12 protein-coding genes are annotated in these 12263 nt (G+C 74.7%); 7 read left to right on the plus strand and 5 right to left on the minus strand.

Going from position 1 to position 12263, the window contains the following annotated elements:
* The coding region (locus tag F8274_RS26405) for a hypothetical protein (RefSeq protein WP_151465064.1) at positions 1 to 572 on the minus strand (572 nt) is incomplete at its 3' end.
* A 23-nt stretch (positions 573 to 595) separates the two neighbouring features.
* On the opposite strand from F8274_RS26405, the gene F8274_RS26410 reads away from it, so the two are divergent.
* Positions 596 to 1111: an acyl-CoA thioesterase gene (locus F8274_RS26410; protein WP_151465065.1), complete on the plus strand. Its 516-nt coding sequence runs from the start codon at positions 596 to 598 to the stop codon at positions 1109 to 1111.
* A gap of 153 nt (positions 1112 to 1264) precedes the next feature.
* The gene (locus F8274_RS26415; protein WP_151465066.1) at positions 1265 to 3253 is read left to right on the plus strand and encodes an acetoacetate--CoA ligase; all 1989 of its coding nucleotides are present in this window, start codon (positions 1265 to 1267) and stop codon (positions 3251 to 3253) included.
* Between the two features lie 6 nt (positions 3254 to 3259).
* Here F8274_RS26415 and F8274_RS26420 read toward each other — a convergent pair whose 3' ends face one another.
* Complete coding sequence (locus tag F8274_RS26420; protein WP_151465067.1) at positions 3260 to 3949, minus strand: TIGR03089 family protein; 690 nt, start codon at positions 3947 to 3949, stop codon at positions 3260 to 3262.
* Between the two features lie 151 nt (positions 3950 to 4100).
* On the opposite strand from F8274_RS26420, the gene F8274_RS26425 reads away from it, so the two are divergent.
* A complete protein-coding gene (locus F8274_RS26425) occupies positions 4101 to 5246 on the plus strand; it encodes a glycosyltransferase family 1 protein (protein ID WP_151465068.1) in 1146 nt (381 codons plus the stop codon).
* A gap of 63 nt (positions 5247 to 5309) precedes the next feature.
* On the plus strand, positions 5310 to 6401 hold the full coding sequence (locus tag F8274_RS26430; RefSeq protein ID WP_151465069.1) for a mannose-1-phosphate guanylyltransferase: 1092 nt from the start codon (positions 5310 to 5312) through the stop codon (positions 6399 to 6401).
* A gap of 12 nt (positions 6402 to 6413) precedes the next feature.
* On the opposite strand, the gene F8274_RS26435 is transcribed toward F8274_RS26430, so the two are convergent.
* Positions 6414 to 6986 (minus strand): NUDIX hydrolase, encoded by a 573-nt coding sequence (locus F8274_RS26435; RefSeq protein WP_151465070.1) that lies wholly within the window; start codon positions 6984 to 6986, stop codon positions 6414 to 6416.
* A 39-nt stretch (positions 6987 to 7025) separates the two neighbouring features.
* Here F8274_RS26435 and F8274_RS26440 point away from each other — a divergent pair, with 39 nt between their 5' ends.
* Both F8274_RS26440 and F8274_RS26445 read left to right on the plus strand, forming a co-directional pair.
* On the plus strand, positions 7026 to 8087 hold the full coding sequence (locus tag F8274_RS26440) for a DUF4185 domain-containing protein (protein WP_151465071.1): 1062 nt from the start codon (positions 7026 to 7028) through the stop codon (positions 8085 to 8087).
* 252 nt (positions 8088 to 8339) lie between these two features.
* Entirely contained in the window at positions 8340 to 9332 is a 993-nt protein-coding gene (locus F8274_RS26445; protein ID WP_151465072.1) for a helix-turn-helix transcriptional regulator, read from the plus strand.
* Between the two features lie 8 nt (positions 9333 to 9340).
* Here the strand turns inward: F8274_RS26445 and F8274_RS26450 are convergent, their stop codons facing one another.
* Both F8274_RS26450 and cofD read right to left on the minus strand, forming a co-directional pair.
* Complete coding sequence (locus F8274_RS26450) at positions 9341 to 10426, minus strand: coenzyme F420-0:L-glutamate ligase (protein ID WP_151465073.1); 1086 nt, start codon at positions 10424 to 10426, stop codon at positions 9341 to 9343.
* On the minus strand, positions 10423 to 11370 hold the full coding sequence (cofD, locus tag F8274_RS26455) for a 2-phospho-L-lactate transferase (RefSeq protein WP_151465074.1): 948 nt from the start codon (positions 11368 to 11370) through the stop codon (positions 10423 to 10425). The genes F8274_RS26450 and cofD overlap by 4 nt, the downstream gene beginning before the upstream one ends.
* Before the next feature lie 99 nt (positions 11371 to 11469).
* On the opposite strand from cofD, the gene F8274_RS26460 reads away from it, so the two are divergent.
* Positions 11470 to 12263: hypothetical protein (locus F8274_RS26460; RefSeq protein ID WP_151465075.1), on the plus strand; the 794-nt coding region annotated here is incomplete at its 3' end.

A 12263-nucleotide genomic window follows, 5' to 3' on the forward strand; every position in this document is an offset into this window, starting at 1 on the left:
GGGGTGTCGGGATAGGCCAGCGTGAGCGGGGCCGTGTCGCCGTCCTTCGTCGGGTCCTTCGTCGGGTCCGCCGGAGGCCAGTCGCCGAGCGAGGTGTTGTGCTCGACGGGCTTGCCGGCCGGGGTCAGCTCCGCCTCGGCCGGTCCGCCCGGCCGCTGCCGCCACCGCTGGCCGCTGAACACGGCCATCAGCAGCAGCACGCCGATGAGGAACAGCGTGCCGTTCTCCAGCGGCTGGCGCAGCGGCAGCGGGTCCCCGAGCATCTTCCAGTCCTCGGGGATCCGGTCCCGGACGGTGAAGGGCGCGACGAACAGCCCGAGGTACGGGACCACGAGCAGCAGCCCGGCCACGGCCGGGCCGAGCGGCGAGAAGCGCAGCGTGCCGAGCAGGCCGAGCAGGATGCCGGCGACGCCCAGGTACACGGCCGGCTCGATCAGGTTGGGCGTGCTGTACGTACCGATCTCCACCCAGCGGTGCACGGTGCGCCCAGATCCGTCCTGACCGAGCGTGACGAGCACCCAGGTGACGGGCGCCACCACCAACCCGGCGAGGAAGCTCCAGAGATGTCGCATCCGCGCACCGTACCGTTTCCGGCATGACAGATCACCCCTCCGCCCCTCCGGGCAAGCCGACCTCGTACTCGCGCGTCACGCTGAGTCGCATCATGACCGCTGTCGATGTCAATCTGTACGGGACCGTTCACGGTGGGGTACTGATGAAGTTCGTCGACGACGTGGCCGGCGCGGCGGCGGCCCGGCACAGCGGCGGCACCGCGGTGACCGCCTCGATCGACGAGATCGTCTTCTCCGAGCCGGTCCGGGTGGGTGACCTGGTGCACGCGCACGCCCAGGTCAACTGGACCGGCAACACCTCCATGGAGGTCGGGGTGAAGGTGGTCGCCGAGCGCTGGGACTCGGCCGAGGACGAGCCGGTCCGGGTCGCCACGGCGTACCTGGTCTTCGTGGGGGTGGACGTGGGCGGCGCGCCGCGGCCGGTCCGGCCGGTGCTGCCGGAGACGGCGGAGGACGAGCGGCGCTACCGGGAGGCGGAGATCCGCCGCGCCCACCGGCTGGCCCGCCGCCGGGCGATCCAGGCCCACCGCGCCGGCTGAGGGACGCCGGCCCACACACGCCGGGGCCCGGGCGTGTGGGCCGGCCACGCCCCGTGACCGGCACCCGGTGCGGAGAATGGCCTCGCGAGGTAGGGCAAGATGGCGCCACGGCCCATGCACAGTGTGGTGACGGGCCTCAGGGAGGGTGGAACAGTGGGTGACGTGCTGTGGACGCCGCCGGCCGACGTGCGTGAGCGGTCCCGGGTCGGCGACTACCTGCGCTGGCTGGCCGAGCACCGGGGGCTGGAGTTCGCCGACTACGACGCGCTGTGGCAGTGGTCGGTGACCGACCTGGACGCCTTCTGGCGGTCGATCTGGGACTACTTCGAGGTGGTCGCGCACACCCCGCCCACCGCCACGCTCACCGACCGGACCATGCCGGGCACCCGGTGGTTCCCCGGCGCCACCCTCAACTACGCCGAGAACGTGCTGCGGATGCCCGGCCGGGGCGACGACGACCCGGTGGTGATCGCGCACGGGCAGACCCGCGCGCCGGAGACGCTCACCGCCGCGCAGCTGCGTGAGCAGGTCCGCCGGGTGGCGGCCGGCCTGCGCCGGCTCGGCGTGGGGGAGGGCGACCGGGTGGCGGCGTACGCGCCGAACATCCCGGAGACCTACGTCCTGCTGCTCGCCACCGCCAGCCTGGGCGCGATCTTCTCCTCCTGCGCGCCCGAGTTCGGCACCCGCAGCGTCACCGACCGCTGGCAGCAGATCGAGCCGACGGTGCTCGTGGCGGTCGACGGCTACCGCTATGGCGACAAGCCGGTCGACCGGCGCGCCGAGGTGGCCGCGATCCGGGCCGCCCTGCCGTCCCTGCGGCACACCGTCGCCGTCCCGTACCTCGACGCGGCCGGCACGCCGCCGGAGGGCGCGCTCGCCTGGTCGGAGCTGGCGGCGGAGACCGACGAGCCGCTGGCCTTCACCCCGGTGCCCGTGGACCACCCGCTCTACGTGCTCTACTCCTCCGGCACCACCGGCCTGCCCAAGCCGATCGTGCACGGTCACGGCGGCATCCTGCTGGAGCACCTGAAGATGCTGGCCCTGCACCACGACCTGGGCCCGGCCGACCGGTTCTTCTGGTTCACCACCACCGGCTGGATGATGTGGAACTTCCTGGTCTCCGGGCCGGCGGTGGGCGCGACGATCGTGCTGTTCGACGGCAACCCGGGCCACCCCGACCTCGGCGCGCTCTGGCGGCTGGCGGCGGAGACCGGCACCACCTACTTCGGCACGTCGGCGCCGTTCCTGCTGGCCTGCCGCAAGGCGGGGCTGGTGCCGAAGGAGATCGCCGACCTGTCCGCGCTGCGCGGGATCGGCTCGACCGGCGCCCCGCTGCCCGCCGAGGGCTTCACCTGGGTCTACGAGACCGTGGGCGACCGCCTCCAGCTCCAGTCGCTCTCCGGCGGCACGGACGTCTGCACCGGCTTCGTCGGCGGCGTGCCGCTGCTGCCGGTGCACGCCGGGGAGATCACCTGCCGGGCGCTCGGCGCGAAGGTGGAGGCCCGCTCGGCCGACGGCACGCCGGTGATCGGCCAGCTCGGCGAGCTGGTGATCACCGAGCCGATGCCGAGCATGCCGGTGGGCTTCTGGAACGACACCGACGGCTCCCGCTACCGGGAGGCGTACTTCGAGGTCTACCCGGGCGTCTGGCGGCACGGCGACTGGATCACCGTCAACGAGCGCGGCGGCTGCGTGATCACCGGCCGCTCCGACGCCACCCTCAACCGGGGCGGCGTCCGGCTCGGCACGGCCGAGTTCTACTCGGTGGTCGAGGGGCTCGACGAGGTGGTCGACTCGGTCGTGGTGCACCTGGAGGACGACGAGGGCGGGGCCGGCGAGCTGCTGCTCTTCGTGGTGCTCGCCGAGGGCCTGGAGCTGGACGACGCGCTGCGGAAGAAGGTCTGCCGGGAGCTGCGGACCGCGCTGTCGCCGCGGCACGTCCCCGACGAGATCCACCAGGTCCGGGCGGTGCCGCGCACCCTGTCGGCCAAGAAGCTGGAGGTGCCGGTCAAGAAGATCCTCACCGGCACCCCGGTGGACCACGCCGCGGCCAAGGGCGCCCTGGCCAACCCGGAGTCGCTGACCGCCTTCGCCGCCTTCGCCCAGCGCCGCGCCGGGTCGGACCACGCGACCCCGGCCTGACCGCGGTCAGGCGAGGGCCCGGGTGACCTTCTCCGTCGCGGTGCGGGAGTCCAGGCGGGCCGGGTCCAGGTTGGCGCAGGCCACCAGGGTGGCGCCGGCCGTGAGCGGGGCCAGCAGCCAGTCGACCGGGTCGGGGTGCCGGGTCACGTCGACGAGGAGCCGGTCGCCGGGGGTGAGGCAGAGCTCCGCGGCCCGGGCGTCCGCGCGGGCCAGCAGCGCCGCGTCCCCCTCGCCACTGTCGGGGTACGGGGTGAAGTGGTCCCCGTGCCCGCGTACCGCCGAGACGAAGTCGGCGAAGCCGGCCGGCACCTCCCGCATCGGCAGCGCGAACGGGTCCAGGGCCAACGCGTAGCGCTCGCCGGCCGGCCAGTCGCCCGCCTCGTCGACCCGGCCGGCGGCGGCGAAGAGCACGTCCACGTCGCCCGGGGCCTCGGCCACGGTCACCTTCGCCGACCAGCAGCCGAGCAGCACGGCGGCGGTCTGCCAGTGCGGCGGCAGCAGCACCGCGGCCGTGTCGCCGGGGGCGAGGGCGATCTCGTCGACGAGCAGGTTGGCCGTCTTGGCCACCCAGTTCGCCAGCGTCGCCCCGGAGAGTTCGGTGCGCTCCCCGGTGGCGTCGTCGTACCAGGTCAGCAGCGGGCGGGCGGGGTCGGTCGCGATCGCGTCGGCGAACACCCGGGCAATGTTGTCGGCCATCGGCGCGAACGATACGCGCCCGGTACGCGTACTCGATGACAACGGCAAGTCGGCGTACCGTCGGGTCGCAGTCAGCGTCGGGCACCCGGCCCGGCGTAGGCTTGCCGACAGTGTTGTTCCCCACAGACGCGCCAGCCTGAGGAGTCGCCCCGTGACCGCCGGTCGCCCGCCCCGCGTGCTCATCGACGCCACGAGTGTCCCCGCCGACCGTGGCGGCGTCGGTAGATACGTCGACGGCCTGCTCGGTGCCCTCGGCCGGGTCTGCGGCTCCGGCGTCGACCTGGCCGTGGTGAGCCTTCGCACCGACCTGGAGCGCTACACCCGCATGCTGCCCGGCGCCGAGGTGATCCCCGCCCCGGCGGCCGTCGCCCACCGGCCGGCCCGGCTCGCCTGGGAGCAGACCGGCCTGCCGCTGCTGGCCCAGCAGGTGGGCGCCGAGGTGCTGCACTCGCCGTTCTACACGTGCCCGCTGCGGGCCGGCTGCCCGGTCACGGTCACCGTGCACGACGCGACCTTCTTCACCGAGCCGGAGCACTACGACAAGTCGCGCCGCACCTTCTTCCGCAGCGCGATCAAGACCTCGCTGCGCCGCGCCGACCGGGTGATCGTGCCGAGCAAGGCCACCCGCGACGAGCTGATCCGCCTGCTGGACGCCGACCCGACCCGGATCGACGTGGCCTACCACGGCGTCGACCAGGCCGCCTTCCACGCCCCGGGCGACGAGGAGAAGGCGCGGGTCCGGGCCCGCCTCGGGCTGGGCGGCAGCAGCTACGTGGCGTTCCTCGGCGCCAAGGAGCCGCGCAAGAACGTGCCCAACCTGATCCGCGGCTGGGCCCGCGCGGTGGCCGACCGGGAGGACCCGCCCGCGCTGGTCATCGCCGGCGGCCAGGGGCATGACGACGACATCGACCGCGCGGTGGCCGAGGTGCCGTCGCACCTGCGGCTGTTGCGCCCGGGCTACCTGCGCTACGGCGACCTGCCCGGCTTCCTCGGTGGCGCGCTGGTCGCCGCCTACCCGTCCTACGGGGAGGGTTTCGGCCTGCCGATCCTGGAGGCGATGGCGTGCGCCGCGCCGGTGCTCACCACCCCGCGGCTCTCCCTGCCCGAGGTGGGCGGCGACGCCGTGGCCTACACCAGCGAGGACCCGGACCAGATCGCCACCGACCTGACCGCCCTGCTCGACGACGAGCAGCGCCGGCTCTCCCTGGCCAAGGCCGGTTTCGACCGGGCCAAGGAGTTCACCTGGGAGTCCAGCGCGGAGGTGCACATCGCCGCGTGGAGTCGGGCGCGTTCCTGAGTGTCGCCTGCGGGTACGCCCGACCGGGGGCCCGTAGCACGGCGATTCGGGCATGATGTGCTGATGTTCTACGCCGTCATCCCGGCGGGTGGCAGTGGCACGAGGTTGTGGCCGCTGTCCCGTGCCGGCCACCCCAAGTTCCTCCACCCGCTGACCGGCACGCCGGCCTCGCTGCTCCAGGCGACGGTCGACCGGCTGTCGTCGCTGACCACGCCGGACCGCACGCTGGTGGTCACGGGGGCCGCGCACGTCGCGGCGGTGGCGCGGCAACTGGCGGGCGTGCCGGAGGAGAACATCCTGGTCGAGCCCTCGCCACGGGATTCCTGCGCCGCGATCGCGCTGGCCGCCGCGGTGATCGCCGAGCGTGACCCGGAGGCGGTGATGGGCTCCTTCGCCGCCGACCACCTCATCGGTGACCCGGCGCGCTGGGCCGAGGTGGTCCGGCAGGCGATCCGCGGCGCCGAGCAGGGTTCGCTCATGACGGTGGGCATCACCCCGACCCGGCCCGAGACGGGCTACGGCTACCTGGAGACCGGCGAGCCGGTGGGCGACGGCCCGCTGCGCCCGGTGATCGAGTTCAAGGAGAAGCCGGCCGCCGACGTGGCCGAGGGCTACGTGCGTTCCGGCCGGCACCTCTGGAACGCCAGCATGTTCGTCTGGCGGGTGGACGTCTTCCTGACCGAGCTGGCCCGGCAGCAGCCGGCCCTGCACGCGGGGATCACCGCGATCGCGGCGGCGTGGGGCACCCCGGAGCAGGACGACGTCCTCGGCACGGTCTGGCCGACCCTGCCGAAGATCTCCGTCGACTACGCGGTGATGGAGGGCGCGGCGACCGCCGGCCGGGTGGCGACCGTCCCGGGTGACTTCGGCTGGAACGACGTGGGCGATTTCCACACCCTCGGCGAGGTGCTCCCCGCGGACGCCGCCGGCAACGTGGTGCTGGGCGGCGACGCCAAGCCCGGCGTGCTGCTGCGGGACACCAGCGGCCTGGTCGTGGTGCCGCAGTCCGGCCGGCTGGTGGCCGCGATCGGCGTCCACGACCTGATCGTGGTGGACACCCCGGACGCCCTGCTGGTCTGCCCGCGCGACCGCGCGCAGGACGTGAAGAAGGTGGTCGACGAGCTCAAGGAGCGCGGCGAGGAGGGGCTGGTCTGACCGGGCGCCGGGTCAGCCGGCGGCCCGCCGGGCCAGCGCGGCCAGTCCCGGCGCCACCAGCTGGACGGTCCCGTCGGCCAGTGGCTCGGGCAGCCGGTCCGGCGGGAACCAGCCCAGCGCCTCGGACTCGGCGCTGACCCGCTCGGTCGCCCCGGCGGGCGCCAGCACGGCGAACCGGACGTCGTAGTGCAGCGAGCCGCCCTGGCAGGCCACGGGGTGGATGTCCACGTCGATCGGTTCCGGGTCGATCACCAGGCCGGCGATCCCGGACTCCTCGGTGGCCTCGCGCAACGCGGCTGCCGCCAGGGTCCGGTCGCCGGGCTCGCAGTGCCCGCCGAGCTGCACCCACTTGCGGAACCTGCCGTGCAGGCAGAGCAGCACCCGGGCGCCCGTCGCGTCCAGCACCAGCGCGCTGGCGGTGAGGTGCCCGGCCCGGTGTGCCCGGCTCATCGCCACCGGCCCGGCCGCCAGCAGCGCCAGCGTCCGGTCCCGGTTCGCGGCGGCCGCCGGGCTGGTCGCCGCCCAGCGGCTCAGCACGGCGGTGGCGTCGGCGTGCAGGTCGGCGTACGTCTCGGTGTCCGGCACCCCGCCACTGTACGGGCGCGCCCTCCGTACCCTGGCCCGGTGACCCTCCGACTCGTCGAGTTCGTGGTGGCCGGCAACGAGGCCAGCGACCTGTTGCCCGTCCGCTCCCCGGCGCTGCTGCGCGCCCACGGCGCCCGCCGGGGCTTCTGGACCGTCCTCGACGAGGGACCGGTGGAACGGTGCCTGGCGCTGCTGCTCGAACGCGCCGACGGCGAGTGGGTGGCGCACCACGTGGCCGCCGACGCCGGCCGGGAGAACGGCCGCACCGAGGACGGCGAGGCGCTCGCCCACCACGACGGCTGGGTGTACGTCTTCGGCTCGCACTTCGGCTCGAAGGCCGGCCCGCTGCGCCCCCGCCGGGCGTTCGTGGCCCGGTTCCGGGAGGACGACGCCGCCCGCGGGACGCTGCCGCTGCACGTGGTGCGCAACCGGTTCCGGCTGCACCGGGCGATCAACGACGCGCTCGCCGCCGCGCCGCTGACCCCGCTGCCGGCGGGGGAGCAGGTCCGGCAGCGGTTCATCGTGGAGACCCTGGACCGGGGCGCCGCCCGGGCCAGGAGCTGGGTGAGCCGGCTCGCCGAGGACGACCTGCCCGTCAATGTCGAGGGGGCGGCCTTCACCCCGGCCGGGACGGTGCTGCTCGGGCTGCGTTTCCCGGTGACCGCCGAGGGCGAGCCGATCCTCGTCGAGCTGGCCGGTGTGGCCGACATGTTCGCCGCCGGCGGTGGCGCCGAGCCGGCGCGGCCGGAGCGGTGGCCGCGCGCCGTCGGAGCGTACGCCTTGACCGGGGTGACCCCGGCGGGCGCGCTGACCGGCTTCCGGGCCGTCGCGCCGACGCCGGACGGCGGCTACGCGGCGGTGATCGGCTCGATCGACGCGGTCGGCAAGGGCTCGGTGCTGCTGGACGACCATCCGCACGGCGGCCCGGTGACCTCGCGGCACGTCCGGTTCCGGCACGATGTCGGCCCGGACGCCCGGGTGGCGGGGAAGCTGGTGGCCGAGCTGGCGCCGTTCCACCACGTGGAGGGGCTGGCCGAGCTGGACGGGCGCTGCTGGTACGTCACCGACGAGGACCACCGGGTGGCGCTCTGGGTCGGCTGAGCGGTCGCCGGACGACACCTCTACGGAGAAGAGCCGCAGACCCTCGTGGTGCCGTCCGGCCGACCGGCGCGCCCGCTGACCGACAGCCGGTTCGGCGATGCCGTGCCCCGGCTGGGTGGGCAAGAGGAAGTCTGCCAACCCCCGCCGGGCACCGTCGAGGTTTTTCATCCCACGCTTAAAGATGGAGATAAGTACCGGCGGGTACAGTGCTCCACGTGGCGGGCACTCCCTCTGTCCGCCCGGGAGAGCTCCATGCTGAAGGTCATTTTCTCCCGCGAGGACATCCTCCGGACCAGGGTGGCCCCTGCCGCGGACCCGGTCTGGGAACTGGTCCTCAGTCTGCACCTGCTCCAGGGGCGCGGGCGTGACCCGCTCCTGACCGAGTGGCGACGCACCGTGGCCCGCGGGCTGCGGACGGACACCACCGCCGAACGCTACTGCCTGCTGCTCGCGCTCAACCCGCCCCGCGGCTACTTCCCCGACTTCCTCACCCCGTACGCCAGTAAGGACGGCCTGGACGCCGGGCTGGAGGCGGTCCGCGGCACTCCGGCCGATCTGCTCCGCCGCGACCTCACCCGCCTCGCCGAGGAGAACGCGCTGCCGGCGTCGGCGAGTGCCCTGGCCCGCGGCGAGCCCGAGGTGCTGACCCACCTGACCGACTCGATGGTCCGTTACCAGTCGCTGGCCGTCACGCCGTACTGGTCGCGGATCCAGGCGGCCGTGGAGGCGGACCGGGCCCGCCGCGCCCGGGCCATGCTCGACGGCGGCGCCGAGGGGCTGCTGGCCAGCCTGCGGCCGAGCATGCGCTGGGCCGACGGGGTGCTGGAGGTTCTTGACTACCCGGACAGCCGCGAGCTGCATCTCGACGGCCGGGGGTTACTGCTCGTCCCCTCGTTCTTCTGCGCGCGCACCCCGGTCGCGCTCCTCGACCCGAGCCTGCCACCGGTGCTGGTCTACCCCGTCGACCGGCTCGGCGGCCTCATGCCGGAGGCGGGCGGGGACGCCGACGCCGCGCAGCGGGAGGCGCTGGCCGCCCTGCTGGGGCGGACCCGGGCGGCCGTGCTGGAGGCCGCCGACGAGGGCTGCACCACCGGCGAGGTCGCCCGCCGGCTGCGCATCTCGGCCGCCGCGGCCAGCCAGCACACCACCGTGCTCCGCAACGCCGGGCTGCTGGTCAGCCACCGCGAACGCAACACGGTCCTGCACACGCTGACCCCGCTGGGCCGGGCCGTCCTCGACGCCTGAGTGCGAGGTCAGACGGCCAGGACGGCGCTGGCCGCGCTTCCCGGCGGCGGGGGGAGCAGCGCCGACGGGACGCCCTCGGCGGCCAGCGCCGTGCGCAGCCGTTGCAGGTCGGCGCCGAAACGGACCAGGTCCGCCGGATCGACCGGGGCCGGCGGCGCGCCGAGGACCAGGCCGGTGGCCCGCGCCGGCCAGCCGGGCACGGTGGCGACCAGTCCGGCGCGTACCTCGTCGTCGGTGACGTGGGTGAGGACGGTGCCGGGCGCGACCACGTCGGCGACGGCGGCGATCGCCCGGTCGACGGCGGCCGGGTCGGCCGGGGCCGGGCCGGGGCCGTCGGCCAGGGTGGCCGCCTCCCGCAGGCCGGCGGCGCGCGCCTCGGCGGTGCCGAGGGAGAACAGGTCCAGCGAGGCGTCCCGGATCAGCGCCCCGGCGCCCTCGTCGTCGTCCCGGGTCTCGCCCAGGTAGCCGCGGATCACCGCGACCGGCACCTGGTCGCACTTGCCCTTGATCAGCTCGCCGGCCGCGGCCAGCTCGTCCACCACGGCCATCTGGGTGAGCTGGAGTTCGTTGCCGTAGGGGTCGATCTCGCCCCGGTGGTCGCGGATCGCCGGCATGCCGGCCACCCCGAGCGCCACGTCGGTGAGACCGTTGCGCCACGGCCGGCCCATGGTGTCGCTGACGATGACCGCCACGTCGAGGTCGTAGCGCTCGCGCAGCGTGGCGCGCAGCGCGCGGGCGGAGGCGTCCGGGTCCTCGGGCAGCAGCACGAGCCGGGTCTTGTCCACGTTGGACGCGTCGATGCCGGCGGACGCCATGACGAACCCGTGGTGGGTCTGCACGATCCGGGTGGCGCCGCGGCTGGCCACCACGCGGGCGGTCTCCCCGGCCAGCACCTCGTCCCGCGCGGCGAGCCGGTCGGGCCCGTCGGCCGGCACGTCGACCAGCCGACCCTCCGCCTTCGACACGACCTTGCTGGTCACCACGAGCACGTCGCCGTCGCGCAGCCAGGGCGCGGCGGTGGCGATCAGGGCCGCCAGGTCGTCGCCCTCGGTCACGTCGCCGATGCCGAGCACCGGCAGGATCTCCAGCCTCACATCAGCTCCAACGCGGCGCGGACCATCGCCACCGTCGCGGTCTCGTCGGTCATCCGCAGCGGCGCCGGGCGCACCGTCACGTCCGGCACCGCGGTGCCCTCGTCCTCGGGCGCGACCAGCCAGCCGTCGAGCAGGCCGCCGGCCGAGCGGGCGCCGTAGAGGCCGCCCACCCCGGCCGCGCTGCACTCGACGCCGAGCACGGACAGGCAGCGGTCGGCCATGCCGCGGACCGGCGCGCCGCCGATGATGGGGGACACCCCGACGACCGGGGCCGGCCCTTCGGCGATCGCGTCGCGCAGCCCCGGCACGGCCAGGATCGGCGCGATGCTCACCACCGGGTTGCTGGGCGCGACGAGCACCACGTCGGCGGCCCCGATCGCCTCCAGGACGCCGGGCGCGGGCTTCGCCGCCTCCGCCCCGACGAAGACGAACCGCTGCGTCGGCACGTCCGCCCGGTGGCGGACCCACCACTCCTGGAAGTGGATCGCCCGCTGGCCGCCGTCGAGGTCGATCACCACATGCGTCTCCAGCCGGTCGTCCGTGGCCGGCAGCAGGCGTACGCCGGGCTGCCAGCGGGTGGCCAGCGCCTCGGTGACCTGGGACAGCGGGTAACCGGCGTTGAGCATGGTGGTGCGCACCAGATGGGTGGCGAGATCCTTGTCGCCCAGGCCGAACCAGGCCGGCTCGGCGCCGTACGCGGCCAGCTCGGACTTGACCGTCCACGTCTCGCCGACCCGGCCCCAGCCCCGCCCCGGGTCGGCGCCACCGCCCAGCGTGTACATGACGCTGTCCAGGTCGGGGCAGACCTTCAGCCCGTGCAGCAGCAGATCGTCGCCGACGTTGACCACGGCGGTCACCTCGGCCCCCACCTCCCGGGCGTACGCCCGGACGCCGAGCAGGAACCGGGCGCCCCCGATGCCGCCGGTCAGAACCACGATGCGCATGACGTCCATCCTTGCGCACGCGCCGCCGTCGATCGCCCGGTGGCCGGAGAGACTACGCTCACTCCGGCAACTGTCCGTTTTCGTCCCCAGGGGGAGTCCGTGACCAGCCCCGCCGAGCCCGCGTCCGGCGACACCACGCAGGCCAGCCAGTTGACCAAGCCACTGCGCGAACTGGCCGCGCTCGTCCTGCTCGGCGCGAACGCCGTGCTCCTCTTCGTCGGCCTGCTGCGCCTGCTGGTGCCGGTCGACGACTACAGCACGTTCAGCGGCCGGGCCGGGAGCACCTTCTTCGCCTTCGTCGGCCTGGAGTCCACCGTCCTGCCGGTGCTGGCCGTGCTGCTCGCCACCCACGTGCGCCCGGTGCTGCCGAGGGCGAAGCTGATCACCCAGGTGGCGCTGGTCGAGTACGCCGTCGCCGCGGTGTTCGGCGCGTTGACCCTCCTGATCTGGCTGGTCGGCCGGCTCGCCGACGGCAAGGTGCTGGACGCCTTCCTCGGCCTGCTCACCCGGGTGGCCTGGCTGGCCGTCTTCGCGGTCGCCGCGTTCGTGGTCTTCAAAATCTGGCGCACCCTCTACTACGTCGCGAAGCCGAAGCCGCAGCCCGGCGTCTACGGCCAGGCGCAGCCCGGCTGGCCGCAGCAGTCCGGCGGCTACCCCGCCCCGGGCGGGTACCCCGGCGCGCCGCAGCAGCAGGGTAGCTACCCGCAGCAGCCCGGCCCGTACGGCCCGGCGCAGCCGGCGCCGCCGTTCAACACCGCCCCGCCGCACGCGCCACAGTCGAGCCCGCCGTTCGGCGCCCCGCAGTCGAGCCCGCCGTTCGGCGCGCCGCAGTCGAGCCCACCGTTCGGCGCCCCGCAGTCGGGTCCGCCCCTCGCCGGCCCCCAGTCCGCGCC

It is taken from the genome of Micromonospora sp. AMSO31t (genome assembly GCF_008868175.1).
Lineage (GTDB): Bacteria > Actinomycetota > Actinomycetes > Mycobacteriales > Micromonosporaceae > Micromonospora.